Source organism: Nonomuraea insulae, from assembly GCF_042656245.1.
This window is the reverse complement of sequence record NZ_JBHSPA010000031.1, coordinates 145,162-172,074: the sequence shown is the minus strand read 5'-3', so window position 1 is coordinate 172,074 and position 26,913 is coordinate 145,162. Positions and strand designations below refer to the sequence as shown.

The following is a 26,913-nucleotide window of genomic DNA, read 5'->3' as shown; positions in this document are numbered from 1 at the left end:
GAGAAGACTCATGTCCCAGCCTCTCCCGTTCGTCATCGATCCCACCGGTGCCGACAGGAACGCCGAGTACCGGGCCCTGCGGGCTCGTGGCCCGGCCACCCCCGTGGACATCCTCGGCCTGCGCGCCTGGGCGGTCACCGATCCCGCCGTTCTCAAGACCATGCTCACCAGCCCCGATGTCTCCAAGAACGGCCGCATCCACTATCCGGCCTTCCAGCAGACGGTCAGCACGTGGCCGCTCGCCCTGTGGATCGAGGTGCAGAGCATGCTCTCCGCGTACGGCGCCGACCACCGCAGGCTACGGCGGATGGTCGCCCCCGCCTTCGGCGCACGCCGCATCGCCAAGCTGAGGCCGATCATCCGATCCCTGGTCACGGAGCTGCTCGACGACCTCGCCGAGGTGCCCGCCGGCCAGGTGGTGGACCTGCGTGAGCGACTGGCCTACCCGCTGCCCATCGCCGTGATCGGCCACCTGATGGGCGTGCCGGAAGACCAGCGGGACCATTTCCGCAAGCTCGTCGACAACGTCTTCGACAGCACTCTGACGCCTGAGGAGGCCCAGGCCAACGCCGCCCGTCTCTTCGAGAGCACCGACCACCTGATCGCCACCAAGCGCGCCGATCCCGGCGACGACATGACCTCCCTCCTCATCGCGATGCTGACCTCCCCCGATCAGCTTCACCTCGTCCGGACCGGCCGGGCCACCTGGGAGGACGTGGTGGAGGAGACCCTCCGCCACGAGCCCGCCATCAAGTACCTGCCGCCGCGCTTCGCCGTCACCGACGTCAAGCTGCCCGACGGGCAGATCATCTCCGCGGGGTCGCGGAGGCCCTGCGTCAGCTCTTCGAGCGTTTCCCCGCCCTGTCGCTCGCGGCACCGGCCGAGGCGTTGCGGCCGGTGCCACCCTCATCAGCAACGGTCACCAGGAACTTCCCGTACACCTGCGCGCCATCGAGTAGAGCGCCCGCCAGGGCAGGTGTCGATCAGCCCTTGTCGCTGCCCTCGTTCGCGCCGCGGACGAACCTGCGCTGGAAGATCACGAAGATCACCGCGACCGGGATCGTCGCCAGCAGCGCCGCCCCCAGCTTGAGCGGATACTGCGTGCCACCCCCCAGCGACCCGCTGACCAGGTCGGCCAGCCCGCGAGGCAGCGTGAACAGCGCCGGATCCTGGACCGCGACCAGCGTGTGCGGGAATTCGTTCCATGACCCCTGGAAGGAGATGATCGTCAGCGTGATCAGCGCCGGCCGCGCCATCGGCAGCACCACCGACCAGAACGTGCGGAACGCGCCCGCGCCGTCGATCCGCGCCGCCTCCTCCACCCCCGCCGGGATCGAGTCGAAGAACTGCTTCATGATGAACACGCCCGCCGCGTCCACGATCACCGGGAGGATCAACGCCAGATAGCTGTCATACATCCCCAACTGGTTGAGGACCAGAAATTTCGGGATAAAGAGTACGACGCCGGGGACTGCCATCACCGCGATGACCGCCCCGAACAGCGCCGAGCGCCCGCGGAAGCGCAACCTGGACAGCGCGTACCCGGCCAGCGAGGCCAGGAACACCCGCCCGACCGTCAGCACGACCGTCACCAGCAGCGAGTTGCCCAGCCACACCGGCAGATCGGTGCCGCTGAACACCCGCTCGAACCCCGCCAGCGTCACCGGATGCGGGATGGGCGAGAGCGGGGAGGCGGCGGCGTCCGGCTCGGTCTTGAACGAGTTCGCGATCTGGATGACGAACGGGTAGACGAACACCAGCGCGAAGAAGATCAGGATCGCGTAGCCGGTGAAGGTGCTCGCGAGCTTGCGCACCTCAGCTCCTCCTCTCCCGCATTACGCGGCGCTGGAACAGCGTCAGCAGCACGATGATGAGGAACAACACGAACGAGATCGCCGTCCCGGCCCCGTAGTCGAAATCGCGGAACGCCGTCCGGTACGACAGGAACGCCGGGGTCAGCGTGGTCTTGGCCGGATCGCCCTTGCTCATGACGTAGATCTGGTCGAACACCTGCCAGCTCCCGATCAGCCCGAGCGTCAGCACCAGGAACATCGTCGGCCTGAGCATCGGCAGCGTCACGTACCGGAACCGCTGCCACCGTCCGGCCCCGTCGAGCGTGGCCGCCTCCTCCAGCGTCACCGGGACGTCCTGCAGCGCCGCCAGGAACATCAGCATGAACGTGCCCGACGTCGTCCACACGACCAGCGCGATGATCGCGCACATCGCCACGCTCGGCCCCGACAGCCACTCCCACCACGACAGGCCGAACGGCCCTGCCCCGGCGAGCGCCGCCGGCGGCGTGTCCATGCCGAGCAGCAGGTGCAGAACCCCTCTGGCGTCGGAGAACCACTGCGGCCCCTGGATGCCGAAGAAGCCGAGCAACTGCGTGAGCGCCCCCGTGTTGCTGAAGATGAACAGGAACACCACGCTGATCGCCACCGAACTGGTGACCGACGGGAAGTAGAACGCGCTCCTGAAGAACGACTTGCCCTTGAGCAGACGGCTGTTCACGATCAGGGCCAGGCCCAGCGCCAGCGCCGTCTGCAGCGGCACGACGATCGCCACGTAGTAGACGTTGTTCCTAATGCTGATCATGAAGTTCTCGCGGGCCAGGTCGTCCCGGGTGAACAACCGGCTGTAGTTGTCCAGCCCGACGAACGGCACGCCGCTCTTGAACGGGCTGCCCTGGCCGTTCCACGAGGTGAGGCTGACCCACATCGCCATCAGGATCGGCAGCAGCAGGAACACCCCGAGGATCACCACGACCGGCGCGACGAACAGCCATCCCGTCGCGTCGTCCCTGGCACGGCCCCGGCGCATCAGTCGCCCAGCGCGGACTGCGTGTTCTTCTGCAGCCTGGCCAGCAGCGCCTTCGGGTCCTGCGAGGTGAGCTCCTGGAGCCCCGCGTCGAAGTCGGCCAGGACGCTGTCCATCTTGGCGGCGTTCACCGGGCCCTGGGCGTAGGCGGCGCCGTCCACGAACGCCGTGTCGGCGGGGAACTCCTTGATGTAGGCGTCCTTGGCCGACTGCCGCGACGGCATGACCCCGAACGCCTTGGCGAACGTGAGCTGCTGGTCGGCCTTGGTCATCGCCTCGACGAAGGCGATCGCCGCCGTCTTGTTGGCGCTCTTGGCCGCGATGCCCCAGCAGTTCGTGAACGACAGCGTGCCCTGCTCGGCCCCGGCGGGCAGCGGGTGGGCCGTGTACTGGATGTCCGGGTAGTCGGCCTTCAGCGCGCCCTTGATCCAGTTGCCCTCGATCGTCATCGCGGCCTTGCCCTTGCCGAACGCCTCGCCGGGCCACGACGCGCCGAGCTGCTTGGGGTATTCGGCCAGCTTGTCCTTGAGCAGCGTCTTGACGTACTCCAGGGCCTTGAGGTTCTCGGGGCTGTCACCGGTGGCCTGCTTGCCGTCGGCGCTGGTGATCCAGCCGCCGGCCTGCACCATGAACACGCCGATCCGGTCGCGGGTTTCGCCGATCGCCAGGGGGGTGATGTCCTTGGCCTTGAGCTTGCCGGCCACCTCGGTGAGTTGTTCCCAGGTGGTCGGCACGTCGGACGCCGCCAGGCCCGCCTTCTTCCACAGGCCGTCGTTGACGATCAGCGCCAGCGTGGAGAAGTCCTTCGGCGCGCAGTAGAACGTGCCGTCCCGGGTGAACGTGGTGCGCAGGCTCGGGTAGAAGTCGTCCGGGTTCGAGATCTTGTCCCCGTACGGCTCCAGCGCGCCGACGCTGGCGTAGTCGGCGAACCGCGCGGCGTCCACGTAGAAGACGTCGGGCGGGGTGCCGCCGGCGAACGCCTGGCCGAGCTGCTGGTGGATGTCCTGCGCCGGGGTGACCGTGGCTTGGTTGCCGCTCGCCTTCGCCCACGCGTCCGCGGCCTGCTTGACCGCGGTCGTCTCCGGATCGCCCGAGGAGGCGATGAGGATCCGCAGCGAGGCGGGGCCGCTGCTCTGCGGCGCGGCCGCCGGTTTGTCGTCGAAGCCGCTGCCGCACGCGGTCGCGGCCAGCGCCAGTGCGGCGATTGCCGCCAGGGGGAGGAGTTTCATCGCGTGTCCTTTCACGCTGTACGCCGGATGACCAGGGAAGGCTCAAGCAGCACGTGATCCGGCTTGTCCGGGCTGTCGTCGTCGAGGAGTCGCGTCAATACGCGGACGCAGCGCGCGGCGGCGTCCGACAGCGGCTGGCTGAGGCTGGTCAGGCCGATCGCGGCCGCCACCGGCGTGTCGTCGAACCCGATCACGGGCACCGGCCCGGCCTGCAAAGCGCCCAGGGCGACGGAGTCGCTCACGCACACGAGGGCGGTGGCGCCGGCGGCGATCAGCTCCCTCGCCGCCGCCTCACCCTCGGCCGCCGACCCATCGGTCCGCCGCTCCAGCCCGCCCGCGTCCTGGAGGTTCGCACGCCGCATCAGGCTCGCGTCTTCGAGCTTCGGGTGCGTCGTCGGACCCGCGTCTTCGAGCGCCCGGGTCCAGCCGTTCCTGCGGTCGTCGCCCACGCCGGATCCCTCGGGCCAGCCGATGAACCCGATCCGCCGGTGACCCGCGTCGAGCAGGTGCCGGGTGGCGGCGGCCGTCCCCGCCGCGCCGTCCACATCCACCCACGGGTGGGCGTCGCCCTCCGGCGAGCCCCACGGCCGCCCGAAGGTGACGAACGCCAGCTCCCGCTCGGCGAGCCACGAGGTGCGCACATCGCCGTAATGCGTGCTGGTCAGCACGAACGCATCCGGTTCGTACGCCCCGAGCAGGTCGTCGAACGTGGCGATCTCCGACCGGTCGTCGTCGGCCGTGTAAAGGATCACCCGATATCCCGCCTTGGCCGCCGACCTGGTCAGCCCGTGCAGGAACCGGTCGAACACGTTCATGCCATCCTGGGTCTGCTCGATCCGGACGGCCAGCAGGCGCGACCGGCCGGTCCGCATGCGCCGAGCGGCCTGGTTCACCCGGTAGCCGAGCTCCTCGACCGCCTGCCGTACGCGCTCGCGGGTCTCCTCGCGGACGAGGCCGGGGGAGTTCAGTACGTTCGAGACGGTCTGCCGGGAGACACTGGCCCGCCGTGCGACGTCGGCAATCGTCACCTTTTCGGGCATCATGTCGCTTTCTAATGGTTTGAACGTTCAAATCGAAGTATGGCAGGATTGGATCGTTCAAGTTAACTGAGTGTTACGCACTATCTCTCCTGGACGATCCGCCTGTCAAGATTCGGGGGCCGCTTGTGCTCGACCAAGCCACGCACCGCCTGCAACCGCTGTTGCACGACCTCGTCAGCACCGTACTGGCACCGACGACCGCGCTGAGCGGCGCCGACGGGCAGATCAGGGCCGCCGGGGTCCAGGGCCTGTTCCACGCGGACGCGCGGGCGTTGTCGCAGGTCACGCTGGCCGTGGACGGCAGGGAGCCGGAGGCGGTGGGCCACGCCGACCAGGCCGCGGGCCGCACCAGGTTCGTGTCCGTGGTCCGCTGGCTGGGCGACCGGATCGCCGACCCCACGGTCCGCGTCGACCGCACCCGCGAGGTCGCCCCCGGACGGATGGCGGAGCTCATCGAGATCGCCTCCACCGCGACACACCCGGTGTCGGCCACCGTCACCCTGGACCTGAGCTGCGACTTCGCCTCGATCGACCTGGTGAAGTCCGGCGGCACAGCCGCCCCGGCCCCCGCCTCGGCCGCCGGCGACGGGTCCCTGGAGTGGCGGTCCGGCCGCGTCCGCGTACGGGCGACCGGCGAGAACGCGACGGCGGAAGCGCACGACCCGGCGGCAGCCTCGCCCGCGGTGGGCGGACGGTTGCGCTGGGAGATCTCGCTCGCGCCCGGCGAGCGTGTCACGCTGCGGTGGTCCGTCGTGATCGAGGACCCCGGCGCGGTGGTCACCGCGCCGTCCAAGCCGCTGGAGTGGAGCGTCCCCCAGGTGACGGCCGACGACGCCCGCCTGGTACGGCTGGCGGCCCGCTCTCTCGAAGACCTGCGCTCCCTCCGGCTGGCGGAGAGCGGCGAGCCGGAGGAGACGTTCCTGGGCGCGGGGGTGCCGTGGTTCCTGACGCTGTTCGGGCGCGACAGCCTCTGGGCCGCCAGGATGCTCCTGCCACTGGGCACCGACCTGGCCGCGAGCACCCTGCGCGTGCTGGCCAGACGGCAGGGCACCCACGTCGACCCGGCCTCGGGCGAGGCCCCCGGCAAGATCATGCACGAGCTGCGCCGCCACGAGCACGGCCACCGCCGGCTCCGGCTGCCCGCCGCCTACTACGGCACCATCGACGCCACCCCGCTCTGGATCGGCCTGCTGCACGACGCCTGGCGCTGGGGCATGCCGGCCGCCCAGATCGAGCCCCTGCTCCCGGCCCTGGAGGCGGCGCTCGGCTGGCTCGGCGACCACGCTGACCCGGACGGGGACGGCTTCCTGGAGTACATCGACTCGACCGGCCACGGCCTGGCCAACCAGGGGTGGAAGGACTCGGGCGACGCCGTCCGCTTTCGCGACGGCCGCCAGGCGGAACCGCCCATCGCGCTGGCGGAGGTCCAGGGCTACGCCTGCGCGGCCGCTCATCAGGGGGCCGCCCTGCTGGCGGCGTTCGGCCGCGAGGGGGCCGGGCGGTGGCTCGACTACGCGGGCACGATGGCCGGCCGCTTCCGCGACCACTTCTGGGTCGGCGCGGGCAACGGTTATCCCGCGCTGGCTCTCGACCGGGACAAACAGCCGGTCGACTCGTTGACCAGCAACATCGGTCACCTCCTCGGCACGGGCCTGCTGTCACAGGGGGAGGAGGCGAGGGTGGCGGAACTCCTCGGCGCCCCGGCGATGTCCGGCGGCTTCGGGCTCCGTACGATGTCGGCCGATGACGGCGCGTTCAGCCCGTTGTCCTACCACTGCGGGTCCGTCTGGTCGCACGACACCGCCATCGTCATCGCCGGCCTCGCCAGAACCGGTCACCACCGGCCGGCGGCGGAGCTGGCACAGGGACTCCTGGCGGCGGCGGAGGGCTTCGACTACCGCCTGCCCGAACTGCACGCGGGCGACTCACGGGACACCGTCGGCCGCCCGGTGGCCTACCCGGCCGCCTGCCGCCCCCAGGCGTGGTCGGCCGCCGCCGCCCTGACGCTGCTGCACGCGGCTGTGGGCCTGTATCCGGACGTACCGGGCGGCAAGGTCCTGCTGCGTCCCTTGGCGGGAGCCCCGCTCGGGGCCGTTACGGTGCGTGGCCTGCGCGTGGCGGGAGCCGAGGTCACCGTGTCGATCGACCGCTCGGGCCGGGCCGAGGCAACGGGTCTCCCACCCGGCTTGGTGATCGACGGACCGTGACGGCCCTCCAGGGAGGGCCGGGTCTTCCAGGTGGTCGAGGCCACAGTCGAGGCCCCGGTGCCGGTCACCTGGCGGACGGACGGCTTGGTCTCGGTTGTCCTGGCAGGTGCAGTGCGCGCGTTCCCGCCAGGGCCAGCACCATCATCGTGGCCGTGGCCGCCGAGGCGATCGCGAAGCCGCCGTACGCCCCGATCGCGTCCACCGCCTGCCCGGAGGCCGCCGCCGCGACGGCCGAGCCGGCCGCGCTCGCCGAGTTCAGCCAGGTGAACGCCTGGGTGAGCGCGTGCCGGTGCACGGTCGCCTCGGTGATCACCCCCGCGACCACCAGGATCGCCGGGATCGTCGTGCCGGTCAGCGCGATCGCCACCCCTATCCCCGGCAGCGAGTCGGCCACGAGCAGCGGCAGGCAGGCGATGGCCAGCGCGGACGTCCCGAGCGCCAGTTGCACCCGCGGCGCCGCGCGCCACCGGCGCATCCCGTACAGCCAGCCGGCCAGCAGCCCGCCGCAGCTCGACGCCGCATAGAGCGGGACGGCGGCGGCGGGGGCTCCGTGCTCGACCGCGAAGGCCGCCACCGAAACCTGCATCGCGCCGAAGAACACGCCGATGGCGAGGCTAAGCCCGGCGAGCACGGCGAATCCCGGCCGCAGCAACGACCGGCCCGCCCGGCGGCGCTCGTGCGCCTCGGCCGCCGTCGAAGGCGCGGTGCGGCGCTGCGCGGCGAACGCCAGCCCGCCCGCCACCACCAGGACGGCCGCGAGCACCGAGCCGATGGCCGGATGCCCGCCCGCCCCGACCGCGCTGACCACGACAGGACCGGCCAGATACGCCAGCCCGTTCGCGAGCGACTCCAGCGCGAAGGCGGCGGGCAGCTCGGCCGACCGGCCGCCGCGCAGCAGGGCCGACCAGCGGGCCGCGGACAGCGCGCCGAGCTGCGGGATCGTCGCGCCGGCCACCACCCCGGCCGCCGCCATCAGCCACGCCGGGCTGCCGAGCGTGACCAGGGCCAGCAGCGTGGCCACCGCGACGGCGTGGGCGAGCAGCGCGGGCGGCAGCACCCGGGTCTGCCCGAAGCGGTCGATCAGCCGGCCGAGCTGCGGCCCGGCCAGCGCCTCCGCGACGGCGAACGCGCCGGTCACCAGACCGGCCACGGCGTAGGAGCCGGTCCGGCCGTGGATGAGCCAGACGAGGCCGAGGCTGGTCATCGCGATGCCGACGCGGCCGGCGGCGGCGGTGCAGAAGAAGGCCGCGGCACCAGGGGTACGCAGCAGGATGCGGTAGGTCGCCGGAAGCACGGCGCGTCCCTTTCGCCGCCCGGCGGGGCGGACCACCCGGGGTCGTCGGCGTCCGAAGGTGCCGACCCGTGGTCATCGCCTGGAACCGTCCAGTGCCGGCGCGGAATGGGGACGCTCACCCCACGCCGGGCTCCGTCACCGAGCAGAAGTCTCACATCGATCGTTGTCGGCGTAGAGCTTAGGCGTATGACTCGGGCCGGGTCCAGAGGGCGCGTGTCCGTTCGGATCCCCCATTCCGGACGATGCTCAGGCCAGTCCCGGGTGACCATATGCGTTCCATATGGGGGCGTTGCGATACTGCCTGGATGCGCGTGCTCTTGGTCGAAGACGAGACCGGCGGCTGAGGGATGGTCCGGCTGACCGCCCGGGCCAGGCTCGCGCTGCTGCAGACCACGCTGGTGCTGGCCGCCGGCGCCGCGCTGACCGGGCTGACCTACCTGCTGACGCGGCGCCGCACGTTGTACACCCAGCTGGACCCGAGCGGCTCCGACCCGCGGGGCACGCTCGAGCTGACGCCACCGAGGGCCGAGGGGCTGCGCGACCTCGCCGACCGGGTGCAGGCCGACACCCTGTCCGCGCTGCTGCCCCAGGCCGCTCTGGCGCTCGTCGTGGTGACCGGGCTGGCCGCCGTACTGGGCTGGCTGGTGGCCGGCCGGGTGCTGCGGCCGATCCGGGTGATCTCCGCCACCGCGCGGCGGCTGTCCGCCGAGAACCTCACCGAGCGGGTGCCGGTCACCACCCCCGCCGACGAGCTGTCCGCGTTGTCGGTCACGGTCAACGGGATGCTGGACCGCATCCAGCGCGGCGTCGCCGAACGGGACCGGGTCCTGGACAGCCAGCGGCTGTTCACCGCCAACGCCGCCCACGAGCTGCGCACCCCGCTGACCACCGCGCGCACCGCGATCGACGTCACCCTGGACGGAGACCCCAGCCGCGCCGAGCTGCTCACGATGGCCGGCGACGTCCGCGGCGCGGTCGAGCACATGCAGCGCGTCCTGGACGGGCTGCTGCTGCTGGCGCGCAGCCAGGCCGGGCTCCGAGCGCGGGAACCGGCCGACCTGGCCGCCCTTGCGACCGCCGCCCTCGACGCCGCCGGAGCGCGGGCGGCCGCCGCAGGCATTGCCGTACGACCCGAGCTGCGGCCGGCACCGGTCAGCGGCGAGCCGGTCCTGCTGGAACGGATGATCGGCAACCTGGTCGACAACGCGGTCCGCTACAACCGGACGGGCGGGCACCTGGTCGTCGACACGGGTACGGCGGGTGGGCGCGCCGTCCTGCGGATCTCCAACTCCGGCCGGGAGATCGCGCCCGAGGAGGCGCGGACGCTGGTGGAACCGTTCGTGCACGGGCAGGGGACCCGCGTCCGTACCGACGGCCTGGGGCTGGGGCTGTCGATCGTGCGCGCGGTCACCCTCGCCCACCGGGGACGGATCACGGTCGCCGCCCGTGCCGGCGGCGGCCTCGACATCACCGTGGACCTGCCGCGGTCACCGGGGTAGCGGCGTCTCCGCCCGTTCGACGGCGGCGAACGGGCTGCCGTGCAGCCACTGCGGCAACGCGTGGCAGGCGGCGGAGTCGCCGGTCAGGCGCACCGTCTCGTCGCGTAGCGCGGCCGACCAGGTCAGATCGCCCATCCAGATGCGGGTCAGGGTCGGCACCTCGGTCTCCAGCCAGACGTTGATCGGGAAGCCCGGGTAGATGTCGCACGCGTCGACACCGGATCGGGACAGGACGAGCCACCATTGACGCTGACCGGCCAGCGCGTCCTTGAACTGGATCTGCACCGTGGCCGGCTTGTCGGGCATGCGGGCCGGCCGGCACTCCCGCTTGATCTGGAGCATCAGCAGCGTGGGGTCGAACTCGTCCGGGCGGATCTCGTGCATCCAGCGCACGGCCCACGCGCCCATCAGCTCCAGGAGCGGGTTCAGCTCCTTCCCGGCCTCCGTGAGGAGGTAGCGAGGCTCGCCGCCGATCACGTCGCGGCGCACCAGGCCGGCGTGCTGCAACTCGCGCAGTCGCGCCGCCAGCAACGACGGCGACATCCCCGGCAGGCCGCGGGCGATGCCGTTGAACCGGTCCTCACCCCATAACAGCTCGCGGACGATGAGCAGGGTCCAACGTTCGGCGAGGACCTCGGCGGCTCGGGCGACCGGGCAGTACTGACCGTAGCGCTTCATGGCCTCATCATCACCGCGGCACCGGCTCCGTACCACTACAAAAAAAGTACTAGGCCCCCGGACGCGTGTCCCGCAGTCTCGTGAGCGGAAGCAGGCACATTCGAGGAGGCAGCAGATGTCCGGAAAAGCAGTCATCAGTCTGACGACCGGTCTGGAGGACTCCGAGCGGGTCACGGTGGCGTTCCTGGTCGCCGTGGGCGCGGCCGAGGAAGGCCGGCCGACCCTGATGTTCCTGACCAAGGAGGCCGTCCGGCTGGCGTTGCACGGCGTCGCCGTCGGAACGGCCTGCGAGGGCTGCCCACCGCTGCCCGACCTGATCCAGCGATACCAGAACGCGGGCGGGACCTTCCTGGTCTGCCCGCTCTGCTTCACCGCCAAGGGCCTCGACGAGACCCAGCTGATCAAGTCGGCCGAGATCGGCGGCACGGTGCCGATGTGGCGCTGGATCGGCGACGGCGCGACGACGTTCAGCTACTGACCGGCTGGAAGCGCGTGCCTACGGCGAGGACCACGTCGGCCGCCTCGGCGAGCGCGGCCGGCTCGGCGGACGCTCCCGCGCCCGTCACCCCGCCGCCCGCCCAGATGAGCGGCCGACGGGCGTGGGCGAGCAGCCGAGCACCTGCAGCGCCGTGGTGACCTGACCGGCCCCGGTGGTCGGACCTGCGGAGGTCAGGCTTTCCACTTCTGCGCCTCCTGCTCGACGGCCTTCTCGTCGAAGGTGTTGTACTGCTTGGCCAGCGTGAAGTGTGGACGGGGACTATCGGACGTGGGCGCCGTCGCCGCTGCCGCTCGCCGTCAGGCGGTGAGCTGGGGGATGACCTTCTCGCCGAACAGCCGGATCGCGGCGAGCACCTCATCCCGGGGCAAGCCCCCGATGTCGATCAGCACCAGGTGCGCGTCAAGCCCCAGCAGCTTCCGCTGAGCGTTGAGCCGATCGGCGACCTCACTGGGGTCACCGCAGATCGCCGCGCCCTCCATCAACGTGTCGATGTCGATCGCCTTGCCGTCACCACGCCACGGGCTGGCGAACGAGGCGTACGCCTCCAGATAGGGCCGCCACCGTTCCCGCGCGCCGTTCCCGGCGACGAACACGTGACTGGGCAAAGCGACCCGGCCGGGACGGTCCCGCCGATAGTCGGCCACGACGTCCACGTAAATGCTCGGGTCGCGCAGGGTGCTGGGCAACATGAGCGGCATTCCCAGCTCGGCGGCGAATTCCGCGGACGCCGCCGACGCGCTGCCGACCCACAGCGTCGGGTGCGGTTTCTGGATCGGGCGCGGTGTGGTGGTGACGTTCTCCAGCGGGCCGCGGAACGTACCGTGCCAGGAGACGTTCTTCTCCTGCAGCAGTTTTAGCAGCAGACGCAGGTATTCGTAGAACCGCGGCGCCAAGTCCGAGGGTGCGATGCCGAAGGCGGCGTCGGTTTCCTTGGACACGCCGCGGGCCACGATGAGTTCGGCTCGTCCGTTGGACAGCACGTCGAGAGTGGCGAGTTCTTCCGCGACCCGCACGGGGTCGTGGTGGGCCAGCAGGGTGACGCCGGTGGAAAGGCGCAGCGTGGTCGTGCGGGCCGCGATCGTGGCGAGCAGGAGACCCGGTGCGGAGACGATGTAGCGGGTGAAGTGGTGCTCGCCGATGGCCACGCCGGTGAATCCGGCCTCTTCCGCCACAACCGCCTGGTCGACCATGGCGCGGATCCGATCCCGCTCGGAGGGTGCTTTCCCGGTATGAGGATCCGGCAGGTGATCCCCGAGGATCAGCAGGTAGACCGATGAGATCATGAAAGTCCCCGTGATCATACGCGTGGCACTTCGCGGTCGTCAGGCACCGGCGCCGGCCGTGCACCCGACGTTCCACAAGAGTCTCGGCGAGCCCCTATAACGACTATAAAAGCCGATAAGTCACCACATCATTGGCGAAGTGCGGCCTGCTGCTGTGGGGCGCAGAAGCGCAACCACACATGTGCACGAGTTCAATGCTCGTCACACTCCGTGCATATACGTTGCCGGAATGGAGTTGTTCACCCCGACGCTCGACTGGGACTCTGAGGTCTGGAAATCACTGGTGTGGATCGCCGAAGCCTGGGCGATCGCGGCGGTGTGCACCTTGGCGATCCTCGTGCTGATCGGCCTGTTCACGACGTGGGGCAGGCAATTCTGGCGCATCACCGGCGCGTACTTCAGCGGCCCGGGGAGCGTCAAGGTCTGGCTCTGGCTCGGCGCCGTGCTGTTGTCGGTGATCACCGGCGTCCGCCTGGACGTGCTGTTCAGCTACCAGGGCAACGACATGTTGTCCAGCCTCCAGGTCGCGGTTCAGGGCATCGCCGTCCACGACCCTCAGGTGAAAGGCTCCGGCGAACGCGGCTTCTGGACGTCCCTGTGGATCTTCTGCGTCCTGGCGGCGATACACATCGTCCGGCTGCTGCTGGATCTGTTCCTCCTCCAGCGGTTCGTGCTGGCCTGGCGCGTCTGGCTCACCGACAGGCTGACCGGGGACTGGCTCGACGGCAGGGCCTACTACCGCTCACGGTTCATCGACGACCCCATCGACAACCCGGACCAGCGGATTCAGTCCGACATCGACCTGGTCACCGCCGGATACGGATCTCTGCCCAACCTTCCGAGCAACGGGGGGACGTCCAGCACACTGCTGTTCGGCGGGATCTCCGCGGTCGCCTCGATCGTGTCCTTCACGGCGATCCTGTGGCATCTCTCGGGCACGCTGTCCCTCTTCGGGGTCGAGCTCCCCAAGGCGATGTTCTGGATCGGGCTGGTCTACGTCCTCATCGCCTCCGTCATCGCGTTCTGGATCGGCAGGCCGATCATCTGGCTGGCCTTCAGGAACGAGAAGTTCAACGCGGCGTTCCGTTACGCCCTGGTACGCCTGCGCGACGCGGCGGAGGCGGTCGCGTTCTACCGCGGCGAGATCGCGGAGCGCTCAGGGCTGCGGCGCCTGTTCGCCCCCATCGTCGCCAACTACAAGCGGTACCTGAACAGGACCATCGGCTTCAACGCCTGGAACTACGCGATCAGTCAGAGCATCGTGCCCCTGCCCTACCTGCTGCAGGCGCCGCGGCTGTTCGCCGCCGAGATCCGCCTCGGTGATCTCACCCAGTCGGCATCGGTGTTCAACGAGATCCAGGGCGGCCTGTCCTTCTTCAGGAACGCCTACGACGCCTTCGCCGGATACCGGGCGGCGATCATCCGGCTGCACGGTCTGGTCGTCGCCAACGAGGAGGCCAGGGCGCTGCCGGAGGTGACGACGCTGCCCTGCGTCGACGGGACGGTTCAGCTCAGCGCCGTCGAGGTCCGTGCCCCTGACGGACGGCAGTTGATCAGGCCGCTCGACATGCGGCTGGACGTGGGGGACACGTTGGTCGTCACCGGGCCGTCCGGCACCGGCAAGACCACTCTGTTGCGTAGCCTCGCCGAGTTGTGGCCGTTCAGCACCGGTACGCTGACCCGGCCGTGCGGGCCCAACGAGACGATGTTCCTGTCGCAGCTGCCCTACGTGCCGCTGGGCGACCTGCGCGCCGTCGTCACCTATCCCGGCCAGGAGGGCGACGTCGATGACGAGAGCCTGCGCGACATCCTGCGCAAGGTCATGCTGCCGCACCTCGTGGACCGGCTCGACGAGGTGCAGGACTGGGCCAAGGTGCTTTCCCCCGGCGAACAGCAGCGGATCGCGTTCGCCCGGATCCTGCTGACGAAACCGAAGGTGGCGTTCCTCGACGAGTCGACCTCGGCGCTGGACGAGCACCTGGAGTTCATCCTCTATCGACTGGTGCGGTCGGAGCTGCCCGACACCATCGTCGTCAGCGTCAGCCACCGCTCGACGGTCAAGCAGCACCACACCCACGAACTCGAGCTGCTCGGCCGCGGCGAATGGCGCTTCGGTCCGCTGGGAGACGACGAACAGGAACCCGCTCCGGCGTGACCGGATCGATCAGAAACGGAGAAGCGCGGGTGGCCATGCCGCACTTAGCGTGGCCCCTATGGCTTCCATCGAATGCGTCACCCTTGAGGTGGTCGACCCCACGGCGGCCAGCCTCTTCTACACCACTGTCTTCGGTCCGGACATCCCGGTGCGCCCGCAGGCCTCGGAGGCGCCGACGACCGGCTTCCGCGGGTTCACGCTGTCGCTCGTCGTGTCCCAGCCGGCCACCGTCAACGGCTTCATCGACGCCGCACTCGGCGCCGGTGCCACGTCGTTGAAGCCGGCCGCGAAGTCGCTGTGGGGCTACGGCGGTGTCGTGCAAGCCCCGGACGGGACGATCTGGACGATCGCCTCCGCGTCGAAGAAGGACACCGGCCCGGCCACCCGGCAGATCGACGAGATCGTGCTCCAGCTGGGGGCCGCGGACGTGGCCGCGACCAAGCGGTTCTACGTCGACCTCGGCCTCGCCGTGGCGAAGAGCTACGGCAGCAGGTACGTCGAGTTCGCCATCCCGTCGAGTCCCGTCAAACTGTCGCTCTACAAGCGCCGGGCCCTCGCCAAGGTCGCCGGCGTCGCTCCCGACGGCACCGGATCGCACCGGCTCATCATCGGCGGCGACACCGGGCCCTTCACCGACCCGGACGGTTTCGTCTGGGAGCTCACCGGCTCGTAGGCGGACCGGCGCGCCCCAACCCCGAAAAAACGTTTTCGACGGGCCGCCGATAAACCCATCCAAGGCTAACTATATGTATTAATCTAGCGACCGTGAGTAACGGAGAGGTTGTCAGAGCGGCCTTAGTCCGCCGCGCCCTGCGCCGCATCGGACGGCGCGGCGCCTCCCTCGCCTTCGTCGGCTTACTGGGGCAGGTCATCGCCGCGTCCCTCGCGTTCGCGCCGCCCGCCCAGCGCGCGGGCCTGGGCTACACCGCGCTCGCCTCCATCGTCCCGCTGAGCGTCTGGGCTCTGGTCTGGTGCGTCGTCGGCGCCCTGTGCCTGGTGCAGATGTTCATGCGCTCCGACCGGGTCGCGTTCGCCTCCGCCACCGCACTGCTCATCCTGTACGGCCTGGTGCACCTGGTCTCCACCTTCACCGGGGCCAACCCGCGCGGCTGGGTCGCAGGAGGGATCTGGCTGGCGTTCGGCGGCTGGATCGCCCTGATCGCCACCTGGCCGGAGGCCGCCCAACCCCCGGGGCGGCTTCCCGGCACCCTGCCCCCGGCGGCGGCCGTCGTGGTCGCCGACGCCGCCGGGATCATCCAGTCGTGGAACCTCCAGGCCGCCACCCTGTTCGGATGGAGCACCGAGGAGGCCGTAGGCCGGCCGCTGACGATTCTGATGCCGCCACGCCTGCGCGAGCAGCATGCCGCCGGACTGACCCGGGTGCGCTCGACCGGCCGCTCCGAACTGGCCGGGCGGATCATCCCGCTCGTGGGCCTGCGGCGCGACGGCACCGAGTTCCCCATCGCGCTGACCGTGAACGCCTGGCATCACGAGCACGGGATCGCCTACACGGGTGTGATCCGGCCTGTGAGGGGAGGTGGCGAGCCTGACTGACATCCTCATCCAGATCGCCGTGGGCATCGTCCCGCTCGGCGTGGCGTACATGGCCTTCCGCTCCGCCACCGACGCGAACAAGAAGACGCAGCAGACCGCGCTGCTCCAGGTCGAGCGCCAGGCCGAACTGGAGCGCTCCAAAGTCGACGCCGAGGCCTTCCTGAGAGCCAAGACGATCTACGAAGACGCGCTCAGCCAGCTGGAGAAACAGCTCGCCCGGATGCAGACTCAGGCCGCCCAGGTGAACACGGACCTGGCCACCGAGCAGAGCTCCTCCACCGCGATGCGCGATCAGATCGGCCGTCTCCAGGCCCAGATCCGGGCCCTGGAACGCACGGTCGTCACATTGCGCACGCAACTCAGGTCAGTCGGCCTGGCCCCCGCACCCGCGTCCGAGACGACCGGCCCCTACCAGCTCCGGCATCCGCCGAAGGAATGAAGGAGAAGCCACCATCCACCCTCTGGCAGCGCTGCCCCATCCCGTTTCCACCACGGCCGGGCACGCCTGTTGCTAGACCTTGACGAAGTCGAGTTCGAGCAGGTGGGCCAGCGACTTGAGCTCAGCGGCGCGGTGGCCCACCCCGAGAGCCCAGTGGTGGGAGATTCCGGTCGCGCTCCACTCATCGGTCCACTCGCCCGGGTCGCGGCCGAAGTCGACGCGCGACGTGGTGTTGCCGATCCGCAGATGGGGCCCGTCCACCGTCTCGCCCTCCGAGGCGACGAAGGCGAAACGACCGTCCCTGCGTTGGATGAGGCCGAACGCCGTGACCGGCCCATGCTTGACGTCGAACTCCACCGAGACGCCCCAGCCGCGCTTGCCGTGGTAGACGCCCAGGCCGCGCAGGAGCGGGCGGCGGGAGCTGATGGCCAGGTGGGCGGGGCCGTCGTGGCCCATCTCGACGTGAGCCCGGTGGAAGTCCAGCGCCTGCAGCTCCGTGAACGAGCCACCGGCCCCCAGCCGGTCCATGATCAGCATGGCGAGGCTGGTGCGGAGCTCGTACTCGCCGGCGGCCGGGACGCCGCGGGCGGTGAGCAGGGACGCGCCGAGGATCATGCCGGCGCCGAGCCGTTCGTGCTGCTCGCCGTCCAGGCCGCGGTGGTAGTAGGCGAGGCTGTCCAGCTCGAAGTCCTCGACCAGGCGGTCCAGGCCGGCCGAGACGCGGCAGGCCCAGTCCAGGTCGGCGTCGTTGACGGTATCGGCCAGCTCGAAGATCTTCTCGGTCTCGGCGCGCTTGGCGGTGGCCTCGGCGTCGGTGACCTGCTCCACGCGTACGCGCAGGTCGTCGAATTCCAGCACCTCGACGTGCCCGCCGAAGTTGGCGGAGACGAGGGTGAGGTCGGTGGAGACGTCCAGCATGCCGGGGTAGAGGTGGCCCATGAGGCCGTGGCGGCCGTGGCGCAGGGCGGCGCGGGCGGCGGCGGCGCGCACCCAGCCCGCGATCTTCGTCCAGGCGCGCTCGTCCTCCAGATATCCCGAGACCGAGCGGAAGGGGATGCCGACCCGCTGGAAGGTGTTGGCCATCTCGGGCAGCGGGCAGGCGCCGCAGTAGGCCAGCCACTGGCCGGTGTCGAAGGTGGCGTGCTCCATCGACTCGGTCGGCTGCAGGTTGATGAGCAGCACCGGGGCGCCGCTGCGCTGCGCGATCGGCACGAGCATGGTGGCCGTCATGTACGTGGTGAGGAACCCGACGATGAGGTCACAACCGGCGGCCCGCAGCTTCTCGGCCGCCGCCGCGCCCTCCTGGGCGTCGGAGATGAACCCGACGTCGACGATCTCCGCGTCGAGCTCCCGCATGCGCTGGGAGACCCGCCCGGCCGAGCGCTGGAGCTGGGGGAGCAGGTCGGGGAACTGGGGCCAGTACGCGCCGAGCCCGCCGGCGACGAGGCCGACGCGTACCTTCTTGGTGCTGATGATGATCACATCCAGAGTCGGAAGCCGTACGAAAACGTTTTACTCACGAGGTGCTGCCGGGACCGTCAGTATCGCGCAGGACCCCCAGGACCGTCACGAAGGGACGTGGAGCCCTCGATGGTCAGCCTGTGATGGTCACGGGGCCGTAGTCGGAGAGGTTGGTGATGTTCATCTGGCCGAGTGACGTGGCCGGGGCCGAACCGCCGGGCATGTACACCCGATCCAGCGTGACGCCGGTGATCGGGGCGCCGGGCTTGCCGTTGATCCGGCCCGGCGTGGTGCCGGCGTCGCGGATCCGCGCGTTGGTCACGGTGACCCCGCGGACCGGGCCGACGCCGTGGGTGTCGCCGGTCCACAGGACCAGCCAGGTGCGGTTGCCGTCGTTGCTGTAGCTCAGCCGTTCCACGTCGACATCCTCGAAACGTATCCGGGAAGCCGTGGCTGAGCCGTACTTGTGGTGGACGCCCATGCCGACGGCGGCGTCGTAGACGACCGCGCGGCGGAACGTCACGCTGTCCTGGTTCTGGATGACGCCCTGGCCGACCTTGAGCCCGTAGCAGAACGTCCACGACATGAGGTCTTCGAAGCTCACCCCGGAGAGCGGCCTGGGGTCGCCGGGCACCTCGCGGAACAGGTCCACGGTGTCGTCCCAGGTCTTGGTGCTGAACGGATCGTCATGGCCGATGCCTATCGCGTTGCTGACGGTCACGTTCGACGACTCCATGACGTCGATGCCGTCGTTCTCGCCCATGCCGAAGCGGTTGAAGATCTTCAGATTGCGGAAGATCATGTTCGACGAGCGAGCCGGCATGATGGCCCAGCTGCTCGACTCGCGGAAGGTGACACCATCCAGGGTGAACCCGTCGGTGTAGATGGGCGTGAGCAGGTTGACGGCGAGATTGCCCGGCTGCAGCGCCGCCGCCCCGTTGCCGTCGATGACCCCACGTCCGTAGATCGAGATGTTGTCCGACGAGTAACGGGTCGATATGAACCAGGTGACGTCGCGGTTCTGGGAGTCCTTGTGCCAGTGCGTGGTGTAGTTGGCCCGCTCGCCGGTGTACCGCAGCACGGCGCCTTGCTCCAGGTAGAGCGCGAGGTCGCTGCGCAGGTAGAGGTTGCCGACGGCGTAGACGCCGGGCGGCACATAGACGACGCCCTGCCGGCCGTTGGCCGAGCCCCAGGCGGCGGCGTCGTTCAGCGCCTGCTGGAACGCGGTGGTGGCGTAGCCGCTGCCCGGCTGCACGGAGTACGGGGCGTTGCGGACGTTGAAGATCCCCGCGCCGCTGGACGGGGGCCGATTGTTCTCCCCCGGGTCGATCGCGATGACGAGGTCGGGCCGGCCGTCGACCTTGACGATCAGGTACGCGTTGTCGTGCACGGTGAAGGTCAGGGTGGGGCCGCTGACGGAGCCGGCGATACCGAGCTTGCGCGGGCTGATGCTGTACGCGCCGATGTTCGTGTTGTTGCTCTTCGTGACCGCCAGGGTGGCGTCGCCGTCGCCCATCGCGAACTGGGCGATGTCGTAGCTCTGGTAGCCGTTGTAGCCCGCGTACTTCTGCACCGGCACGCCGCGGCCGTTGACGGTCAGCCGGTAGTCGGTCGACAAGGGGTAGATCGACTGCACCGGGTAGATGGAGGTGTCGGCGGCCGCGGCTTCGGCGGCCTGTGGTGCGACGAGGACGGCCACCATGCCGACGATGGCGGAGCCGATCGCGAGCAGGCGGGAGACGGGAGACGGGCGGGGGGATCGCAGGTTCGACCTCATGAGCGTGCCTCCGGGAACCACGATTTCATGATCGTGAATCGATTCACAGCCTGGGCGGGAGCGTAGTGACGGCATTGCGGCCGTGTCAACAGCCTGTTACGCGTTATCTCCCGCGATGGGAAGGGAGGTCGCGCGGACCACGAGCTCCGGCTCGAAACGCCCCTCCATGTCCCGCTCGCTCTCCAAGCCGAGCAAGATCCGGACCGCGCCGGCCCCCAGGGCCGCGGATGGGTGGCGGATGGTCGTGAGCGGCACGATCGCGAAGTCGGCGAACTCTATGTCGTCGTAACCGACCAGCGAGAGATCTTCGGGCACCCGGATCCCGCTGACGATCAGCCCGTGCAGGAGACCCAGTGCGAGCAGGTCGTTGCCCGCGACGATGCCGTCGGGGAAGCCGGTCGCCGAGCGCCGGAGCAGCGTACGCGCGACCGCCTCGCCGACCTTCGCGGTCTGCACCTGAATGCGGATGATCTCCAGCGCCGCCGGCTCCTGAGACTCCGCGACCGCCCGCTTGACCCCGGCCAGCCGCAGGTCGACGTGGGGGTGCGCGCCGCCGACGAAGATCAGGCGCCGCCGCCCCTGAGCGAGCAGGTGTGAGGCGGCGAGATGACCGCCCCGCTCGTTGTCGCCCGAGATCGCCGGGTAGCTGTGCGGGCCTGGCGCGACGCCGACGAGGACGAACGGCGTGCCGCGCTCCCGCAGCCCGAGCAGCTCCGCGGGCACGTCGCCGACGGGGGCGGCGAGGATGCCGCTCACCTGCTGGGACTCGAAGAAGTTGAGGTAGGCGCGCTCGCGTGTGGGGCTCTCGTCGCTGTTGGCGACGAGGATGAAGCGGCCGTGCGCGGCGGCCTCCGCCTCCGCGCCCGCGGCGAGCTCCGCGTAGACGGGGTTGCTCATGTTGGAGACCAGCAGTCCGAGCGCGAGACTGTGGCCGACCCGCAGCCGCCGCGCCGCGTCGTTGCCGACGTAGCCGAGCTCGCCGGCCGCGGCGAGGACCCGCTCACGCAGGTCCGGGGAGACCCGGTTCGGCTGGGTGAAGGTGTAGGAAACGGTCGCCCGAGAGACCCCGGCGCGCGCCGCGACATCGCCGACCGTGGCGGCGGAAGCGTCGGCCTTCTTCTGCGCGGGTCCAGAGGTCATCGTGCTCCTCACTGCGTACGTCGGCGCCGGTCAGCCTAGCGCATGGGTGAATGGATTCACGAAACCGGTCACCCAGCGCCATAACGCCATTGACATGCTCCGAGGGCATGCGTAATCTGCCCGAAACGCCGTGAATCGATTCACGAGCTTGAAGCAATGGCCTGATGACGGCCGCGATCACCCCCGCCTCCTCACGTCCGGCAGGACACATCTGCGCACTGACGGACGCGACACGGCGCCTGCGAGAGGAGTCACACGTGGCTGTGCCGCATGCCACGACGACACCGCCTGACGTGCGTAAATCCGCCACCCGGCCGTTTCGCGACGATGCGGGCGGGTCCCGCCGCAAGATCGGTGTCCGCGCACCATGGTGGTTCGTCGTGCCGGCGATCTCGATCTACCTCTTCATCGTCGTCGTGCCCAGCGCCCGGGGCGCGGTGTTCTCCTTCACCGACTGGAACGGCCTGCGCCCCGACTGGTCAGTGGTCGGCCTGGACAACTACGCCTCCGTCTTCTCCGACCGCACCGCGCGGGACGCGCTGGTCAACACCCTGGTCCTGGCGGCCATGGCCATGGTGGCGCAGAACGTCGTCGGCCTGCTGCTGGCCCTGGGCGTGAACAGCATGGTCAGGAGCCGCTACGTGCTCCGGGTGATCTTCTTTGCGCCGGTGGTGCTGACACCGCTGGTGGCCGGGTACGTGTGGAGCTTCCTGCTCTCGCCCAACGGCGCGATCAACGAGGCGCTGCGAGCCGTGGGGCTGAGCGGGCTGGCGCACGACTGGCTCGGCGATCCGGACACCGCGCTGTACGCGATCGTCCTGGAGATCGTCTGGCAGTTCGCCGGCTACTCCATGGTGATCTACCTGGCGGGGCTGCAGGCGATCCCCGCCGAGGTGCTGGAGGCGGCGACGATCGACGGGGCCGGGGCCTGGAGCAAGTTCCGCCGGGTTGTGCTGCCGCTGCTCAACGGTGCGGTCGTGATCAACGTGATGCTCTGCCTGATCGGCGGGCTCAAGCAGTTCGACCAGGTCATGGCCATGACCGGCGGTGGGCCTGGCACCGCGACCGAGACGATCTCGACGGCGATCTACAAGAGCGCCTTCTCGCTCGGCGACTTCCCGTTCTCGATCGCGCTGGCCGTTGTCATGACCGTGGTCATCGCGGTCCTGGCCGCCGTCCAGTTCCGCCTGACGCAGAGGAAGGTCTCCTGATGCACGCGCGATACACCTGGCGGACGCTGCTTCGCGAAGTGAGCCTGATCCTGCTCGCGCTGGTGTTCCTCGTGCCGCTCCTAGGCCTGCTCAACGTGTCGCTCAAGCCTCAGGACAGTCAGACCGGCGCGCTGGCCTTCGCGTTCCCGCCGACCTTCGACAACTACGCCGCGGCCTGGGACCAGGCAAGCCTCGGCGCGGCGCTGGCCAACAGCTTCCTGATCACGACCGTCAGCGTCGTCCTGATCATCGTCTTCGCGGCGATGGCCGCCTACCCGCTGGCTCGCGTGACCCGCGGCTGGTCGCGGTACACCTTCTCCTTCGTCATCGGCGGCCTGCTCGTCCCCGGTCAGCTCGCGCTGCTCCCGTTGTACGCCACCATGCGCGACTTCGACCTGCTCGGCTCCCTCTGGGCGGTGATCCTGATCAACGTCGGGCAGCAGATACCGTTCTCGGTCTTCCTGTACACGATGTTCCTGCGTGAGCTGCCGCTCGACTACGAGGAGGCCGCGCTGCTCGACGGGTGCGGGCCGCTGCGCTCGTTCGTCACCGTCGTGTTCCCGCTGCTGCGCCCCGTCACCGGCACCGTGGTGATCCTCAACGCGGTCGGCATCTGGAACGAGTTCTTCACGCCGCTGCTCTACCTGGGCGGCAGCGACAACACCACGGCCCCGGTGGCCATCTACGGCTTCGTCAGCCAGTACGTCTCCCAGTGGCCGCTCATCTTCGCCGGCCTGGTGATCAGCGTCATCCCGATCCTGGTCGTCTACTTCGCGCTGCAGCGGCACATCATCAAGGGCTTCGCCGGCGGGCTCAAAGGCTAGAGCTCCGCCATCCCCCCTGCGTTCCGACCCTGGAGTCTGTCATGAAATTTGGCACAACGTTCGCGTCCGTGTGCTGTCTCGCCGTCGCCGCGGCCGCCTGCTCCACCTCGGGCGGCGGCTCCACGACCGCCGCCGCCTCGGACAAGGTGCTGACCCTGGCCGCCGCGGGCCAGGGCCCGGCCAAGGCCGCGGTGGCGGCGTTCCAGAAGGCCAATCCCGGCGTCACGGTGAAGACGATCTACACCGAGGACGACGCGTCGTACCAGCAGCAGCTCCGCACCCAGCTCGCGTCGGGGACGGCGCCCGACGTGTTCCGCATGTGGCCGGGCGGCGGCAACTCGATGGCCGTGCGCGACCTGAGCAGGGACGGCATGCTGATGGACCTGTCGGGGGAGGGCTGGGCGAGCGGCCTGAGCGCTGACCTCAAGGCCGTCACCAGCGACCCGGCGGGCAAGGTGGTCGCCGTCCCGGTGACGATCGGCGCGATCGGCGCGGTCTGGAACGACCGGGCGCTGCGGGCGAGCGGGCTGAGCAAGCCGGCGACCTGGCCGGAGGTGCTCACGTTCTGCAAGGACGCCAAGGCCAAGGGCGTCGTGCCGTTCGCGCTCGGCCTGAAGTCGGCCTGGGTGACGCAGCTCGTGCCGTACGCGCTGACCGCCTCGCTCGTCTACGGCCCCGCCCGGGACTTCGCCCAGCGGCAGCGGGACGGCGAGGCCACCTTCGGCGGCTCAGCGTGGAAGCAGGCGCTGGAGAAGTACGTGGAGATGCGGGACAAGGGCTGCTTCAACGACAGCCCCAACGGCGTCGGCTACGACGAGCAGATGCAGATGTTCGGCCAGGGCAAGGCGCTCGGCGTCGTCCACGTGTTGTCGGCGGTGCAGTCCGCGCTCGAGTACGCGCCCAAGGGCACCACGTTCTCGATGACGCCGTTCCCCGCCACCGGCAGCGCCGATGACACGTACGTGCCGGTGTCGGTGGGCATCGTCTACGGCGTCAACGCCAAGGCCAGGAACCCGGCGCTGGCCAGGAAGTTCATGGAGTTCCTCGCCTCGCCCGAGGGCCAGGCGTTGTACGCCACCGCCTCCGGCAGCAGCCCCGCGCTGAGGAGCCCGTCCTTCAAGGCCGACGCGCTCCAGCAGCCGGTGCTCGACGCGGTCGCGGCCGGCCGCTCCACGCTCTACCCGGACCAATCCTGGCCCAACGCGAAGGTCCAGCAGGAGCACCTGACCTCGATCCAGGAGCTGTTCAACGGGACGGTGGACGTGCCCACCGTGCTCTCCCGCATGGACAAGGCGTTCGCCGCCACCAAGTGACCACCACCTCCGACCGAAGGAAACCATGACGAGGATCCGCGACCTGGTCATCACGCCCGTCGCCTTCCGCGACCCGCCGCTGCTGAACTCCACCGGCCTGCACGAGCCCCTCGCGCTGCGTTGCGTCCTGCAACTGCACGTGGACGGCGGCATCGTCGGGCTGGGCGAGTGCCCGGGCGACCGCGGGCAACTGGACCGGCTCGCCGCGGTGCGCGAGCACGTCATCGGCCACAGCGTGCACGCGATCAACCGCATCGAGCGGGCGGTCGAGCGGACGCTGGCCGGCGTCGCCGATCCGATCGCGCGGCGCGCCACGTTCTCGGCGATCGAGGTGGCCTGCCTGGACGCGCAGGGTCACCTGGCCGGCGTGCCGGTCGCCGAGCTGCTCGGCGGCGCGGTGCGGCCCGCGGTGCCGTACGCCGCGTACCTGTTCTACAAGTGGGCCGCCCACCCCGGCGCGGACGAGGACGAGTGGGGCCCGGCCACCACCCCTGAGGGGCTGGTGGAGCAGGCGCGCCGGATGATCGACCGGTACGGCTTCCGCTCGGTCAAGCTCAAAGGCGGCGTCTTCGAGCCGGACGAGGAGATCGCCGCGATCATGGCGCTGCGCGCGGCGCTGCCCGGCGTACCGCTGCGGCTCGACCCCAACGGCGCCTGGACCGCGGAGACCGCCCGGCGGGTGGCCAAGGAGCTGGACGGCACGCTGGAGTACCTGGAGGACCCGGTGCTCGGCATGGACGACATGGCCGCGGTCGCGGCCACCGCACCGATGCCGCTGGCCAGCAACATGTGCACGACGTCGCTGGAGACGATCGCGCCGGTGGTGGAGCGGGGCGCGGTTCAGGTGGTGCTGTCCGACCACCACTACTGGGGCGGGCTGCGCCGCACCCAGCACCTGGCCACCGTCTGCGACACCTTCGGCCTGGGACTGTCCATGCACTCCAACTCCCACCTGGGTATCAGCCTGGCGGCCATGACCCACGTGGCCGCCACCATCCCCACCCTCACCTACGCCTGTGACACGCACTACCCGTGGAACGCCGCCGACGACGTGGTGCTCCCCGGCGCGCTGCGGTTCGCCGAAGGCGCCGTGCCGGTGCCGGACGGGCCGGGGCTGGGCGTGCGGCTCGACCACGACGCGCTGGCCCGGCTGCACGAGGCGTACGTGCGCTCGGGACGGCAGGTCCGCGACGACGCCGGCTATCTGCGCCGATTCCAGCCGGGCTTCGACCCGTCGCTCCCGCGCTGGTGAGCGCCATGGAAGCGTGCCTGTGGATCACGCCCAAGATCTTCGACGACCTGCGCGAGCCGGGCCCCGGCGTGGCCGCGTTCTTCGACCACCACGCGGACTGGCTGGCCGACCGGCCGGTCTCGGTGGTGTTCTGCGCGGGCAACGGCGACCACATCCTGAACTATCGCGGCCCCGACGGCTGGAAGGAGCGCTTCGACTGGGCCCGCTACAACTGCTTCGCGCTCGGTCCCGGCGGGCCGGTCGCCATGACGCGCGCGCACAACCTCGACTGGCTGGCGCGGGTGCGTGACGGCGGTGAGCGGTCGGCGAACCCGTACTCGGCGGGGCCCATGTTCACGCTGTCGGAGCAGCCGATGGACTACGAGGTGCTGGCCGGGATCTACGCGGCCGTACGGGCCGAGGCGGAGCGACGCGGGCTGCGGGTGAACCTGCTGGAGTACCTGGAGCCGGGGCCCGAGTTCTGCCGCAGCCGGTGGAAGACCGTGCTGCACCCGGAGGTGGCCGGCAGCGCCGCCGACGCGGGCGGCCACATGGTGCCGGGCGTCATCGACGTGACCGCCCCGCTGTCGGCCGACCCGCGGCCCTACGCCGCTCATCCGGGCGGCATCCCGTCCGGGCTGCCCGCCGGGGACTTCGTCGCCGCCCAGACCGCCGCCTTCACCCGCGACTTCGGACTGGACGGCGTCATGCTCGGCAACCAGTTCGGCCTGATCGGATTCTGGCACCCGGACAACGCGCCACCGCTCACCTCTGAGCGGATGGCCGGGATCGAGCGGTTCTTCCTGCGGCTGCGCGAGGCGATGGGGGAGCGGCTGGTCTACTGGATGGACACGTACTGGCGGGCCGAGGTCGAGCGCTCCGCGTGGGGCATGACCGACGCCGCGTACCGCAGCCTTGACGCCATCCTGGTCAGCACCTTCGCGGTGCTGGTGGAGCGGACTGAGATCGTGCCCAACCTGCTCAGCAAGGCGGCGCTGGAGGGGCCGCGCACACTGCTGGGCCTGGACTTCGTCGACCCGTGGTACTGGTACCGCACCTACCTCGACGACCGGCGCACCTATCTCTACCAGCGGGAGGTGCTGGCGGCGCACGCCACGTCCGTGGCGGGCGTCTCCTTCTTCGCCAACGACACCTTCGGCCACTACGTGCCCGGCCCTGAGCTAGGGAGCACGTTGGAGGTGGTGAGAAGGGCGGAGAAGGAATGACGCACCACCGCTCCGGCCGCATCTCCACGCGGTGGG

General features: G+C 70.1%; 23 protein-coding genes. 13 read left to right on the top strand and 10 right to left on the bottom strand.

Features of this window, described 5'->3' with window-relative positions:
• The first annotated feature begins 10 nt into the window (after nt 1-10).
• Nucleotides 11-1,090 (top strand): cytochrome P450 family protein, encoded by a 1,080-nt coding sequence (locus tag ACFPZ3_RS28055; protein ID WP_379517233.1) that lies wholly within the window; start codon nt 11-13, stop codon nt 1,088-1,090.
• Here the strand turns inward: ACFPZ3_RS28055 and ACFPZ3_RS28050 are convergent.
• Genes ACFPZ3_RS28050 through ACFPZ3_RS28035 form a run of 4 tightly spaced genes read right to left on the bottom strand, consistent with a single transcriptional unit; the run spans nt 984 to nt 5,074 of the window.
• Complete coding sequence (locus tag ACFPZ3_RS28050) at nt 984-1,814, bottom strand: carbohydrate ABC transporter permease (RefSeq protein WP_379517232.1); 831 nt, start codon at nt 1,812-1,814, stop codon at nt 984-986. The two genes, ACFPZ3_RS28055 and ACFPZ3_RS28050, sit on opposite strands and share 107 nt — an antisense overlap.
• Nucleotide 1,815: 1 nt before the next feature.
• Nucleotides 1,816-2,820 carry a carbohydrate ABC transporter permease gene (locus tag ACFPZ3_RS28045; protein WP_379517231.1) on the bottom strand — a complete coding sequence of 335 codons (1,005 nt, stop codon included), beginning with the start codon at nt 2,818-2,820 and terminating at the stop codon, nt 1,816-1,818.
• Complete coding sequence (locus ACFPZ3_RS28040) at nt 2,820-4,046, bottom strand: sugar ABC transporter substrate-binding protein (RefSeq protein ID WP_379517230.1); 1,227 nt, start codon at nt 4,044-4,046, stop codon at nt 2,820-2,822. The genes ACFPZ3_RS28045 and ACFPZ3_RS28040 overlap by 1 nt, the downstream gene beginning before the upstream one ends.
• Before the next feature lie 11 nt (nt 4,047-4,057).
• Nucleotides 4,058-5,074: a LacI family DNA-binding transcriptional regulator gene (locus ACFPZ3_RS28035; protein ID WP_379517229.1), complete on the bottom strand. Its 1,017-nt coding sequence runs from the start codon at nt 5,072-5,074 to the stop codon at nt 4,058-4,060.
• Between the two features lie 137 nt (nt 5,075-5,211).
• On the opposite strand from ACFPZ3_RS28035, the gene ACFPZ3_RS28030 reads away from it, so the two are divergent.
• Nucleotides 5,212-7,293: an amylo-alpha-1,6-glucosidase gene (locus tag ACFPZ3_RS28030; RefSeq protein WP_379517228.1), complete on the top strand. Its 2,082-nt coding sequence runs from the start codon at nt 5,212-5,214 to the stop codon at nt 7,291-7,293.
• Nucleotides 7,294-7,357: 64 nt separating this feature from the next.
• Here the strand turns inward: ACFPZ3_RS28030 and ACFPZ3_RS28025 are convergent, their stop codons facing one another.
• Complete coding sequence (locus tag ACFPZ3_RS28025) at nt 7,358-8,587, bottom strand: MFS transporter (protein WP_379517227.1); 1,230 nt, start codon at nt 8,585-8,587, stop codon at nt 7,358-7,360.
• 347 nt (nt 8,588-8,934) lie between these two features.
• Between ACFPZ3_RS28025 and ACFPZ3_RS28020 the strand changes: the two genes are divergently transcribed.
• Nucleotides 8,935-10,086, top strand: coding sequence for a sensor histidine kinase (locus ACFPZ3_RS28020; RefSeq protein ID WP_379517226.1), 1,152 nt, complete (start codon nt 8,935-8,937; stop codon nt 10,084-10,086).
• On the opposite strand, the gene ACFPZ3_RS28015 is transcribed toward ACFPZ3_RS28020, so the two are convergent.
• On the bottom strand, nt 10,075-10,764 hold the full coding sequence (locus ACFPZ3_RS28015) for a winged helix-turn-helix transcriptional regulator (RefSeq protein ID WP_379517225.1): 690 nt from the start codon (nt 10,762-10,764) through the stop codon (nt 10,075-10,077). The genes ACFPZ3_RS28020 and ACFPZ3_RS28015 overlap by 12 nt on opposite strands.
• A gap of 115 nt (nt 10,765-10,879) precedes the next feature.
• On the opposite strand from ACFPZ3_RS28015, the gene ACFPZ3_RS28010 reads away from it, so the two are divergent.
• A complete protein-coding gene (locus ACFPZ3_RS28010) occupies nt 10,880-11,242 on the top strand; it encodes a DsrE family protein (RefSeq protein ID WP_379517224.1) in 363 nt (120 codons plus the stop codon).
• A 317-nt stretch (nt 11,243-11,559) separates the two neighbouring features.
• Here ACFPZ3_RS28010 and ACFPZ3_RS28005 read toward each other — a convergent pair whose 3' ends face one another.
• Nucleotides 11,560-12,546 (bottom strand): LLM class flavin-dependent oxidoreductase, encoded by a 987-nt coding sequence (locus ACFPZ3_RS28005; protein ID WP_379517223.1) that lies wholly within the window; start codon nt 12,544-12,546, stop codon nt 11,560-11,562.
• Nucleotides 12,547-12,775: 229 nt separating this feature from the next.
• Between ACFPZ3_RS28005 and ACFPZ3_RS28000 the strand changes: the two genes are divergently transcribed.
• The 4 genes from ACFPZ3_RS28000 to ACFPZ3_RS27985 all read left to right on the top strand — a co-directional run bounded on the left by ACFPZ3_RS28000 (nt 12,776) and on the right by ACFPZ3_RS27985 (nt 16,694).
• On the top strand, nt 12,776-14,701 hold the full coding sequence (locus ACFPZ3_RS28000; RefSeq protein WP_379517222.1) for an ABC transporter ATP-binding protein/permease: 1,926 nt from the start codon (nt 12,776-12,778) through the stop codon (nt 14,699-14,701).
• 58 nt (nt 14,702-14,759) lie between these two features.
• Nucleotides 14,760-15,374, top strand: coding sequence for a VOC family protein (locus ACFPZ3_RS27995; RefSeq protein ID WP_379517221.1), 615 nt, complete (start codon nt 14,760-14,762; stop codon nt 15,372-15,374).
• 92 nt (nt 15,375-15,466) lie between these two features.
• Nucleotides 15,467-16,255, top strand: coding sequence for a PAS domain S-box protein (locus tag ACFPZ3_RS27990; protein ID WP_379517220.1), 789 nt, complete (start codon nt 15,467-15,469; stop codon nt 16,253-16,255).
• The gene (locus ACFPZ3_RS27985) at nt 16,239-16,694 is read left to right on the top strand and encodes a hypothetical protein (RefSeq protein ID WP_379517219.1); all 456 of its coding nucleotides are present in this window, start codon (nt 16,239-16,241) and stop codon (nt 16,692-16,694) included. Before ACFPZ3_RS27990 ends, ACFPZ3_RS27985 begins: the two co-directional genes overlap by 17 nt.
• 72 nt (nt 16,695-16,766) lie before the next feature.
• On the opposite strand, the gene ACFPZ3_RS27980 is transcribed toward ACFPZ3_RS27985, so the two are convergent.
• From ACFPZ3_RS27980 to ACFPZ3_RS27970, 3 genes are all read right to left on the bottom strand, one after another.
• Nucleotides 16,767-18,176, bottom strand: a complete 1,410-nt coding sequence (locus tag ACFPZ3_RS27980) for an arabinose isomerase (protein WP_379517218.1) — start codon at nt 18,174-18,176, stop codon at nt 16,767-16,769.
• Between the two features lie 112 nt (nt 18,177-18,288).
• Nucleotides 18,289-19,932 carry a glycosyl hydrolase family 28 protein gene (locus ACFPZ3_RS27975; RefSeq protein WP_379517217.1) on the bottom strand — a complete coding sequence of 548 codons (1,644 nt, stop codon included), beginning with the start codon at nt 19,930-19,932 and terminating at the stop codon, nt 18,289-18,291.
• 96 nt (nt 19,933-20,028) lie between these two features.
• The gene (locus tag ACFPZ3_RS27970; RefSeq protein ID WP_379517216.1) at nt 20,029-21,072 is read right to left on the bottom strand and encodes a LacI family DNA-binding transcriptional regulator; all 1,044 of its coding nucleotides are present in this window, start codon (nt 21,070-21,072) and stop codon (nt 20,029-20,031) included.
• A gap of 257 nt (nt 21,073-21,329) precedes the next feature.
• On the opposite strand from ACFPZ3_RS27970, the gene ACFPZ3_RS27965 reads away from it, so the two are divergent.
• Genes ACFPZ3_RS27965 through ACFPZ3_RS27945 form a run of 5 tightly spaced genes read left to right on the top strand, consistent with a single transcriptional unit; the run spans nt 21,330 to nt 26,877 of the window.
• A complete protein-coding gene (locus ACFPZ3_RS27965) occupies nt 21,330-22,283 on the top strand; it encodes a carbohydrate ABC transporter permease (protein WP_379517215.1) in 954 nt (317 codons plus the stop codon).
• Entirely contained in the window at nt 22,283-23,107 is an 825-nt protein-coding gene (locus tag ACFPZ3_RS27960) for a carbohydrate ABC transporter permease (protein WP_379517214.1), read from the top strand. The genes ACFPZ3_RS27965 and ACFPZ3_RS27960 overlap by 1 nt, the downstream gene beginning before the upstream one ends.
• Before the next feature lie 41 nt (nt 23,108-23,148).
• Nucleotides 23,149-24,420: an ABC transporter substrate-binding protein gene (locus ACFPZ3_RS27955; protein ID WP_379517213.1), complete on the top strand. Its 1,272-nt coding sequence runs from the start codon at nt 23,149-23,151 to the stop codon at nt 24,418-24,420.
• A gap of 25 nt (nt 24,421-24,445) precedes the next feature.
• A complete protein-coding gene (locus tag ACFPZ3_RS27950; protein WP_379517212.1) occupies nt 24,446-25,672 on the top strand; it encodes an enolase C-terminal domain-like protein in 1,227 nt (408 codons plus the stop codon).
• Nucleotides 25,673-25,677: 5 nt separating this feature from the next.
• Nucleotides 25,678-26,877: a hypothetical protein gene (locus tag ACFPZ3_RS27945; protein WP_379517211.1), complete on the top strand. Its 1,200-nt coding sequence runs from the start codon at nt 25,678-25,680 to the stop codon at nt 26,875-26,877.
• Nucleotides 26,878-26,913: the final 36 nt, after the last annotated feature.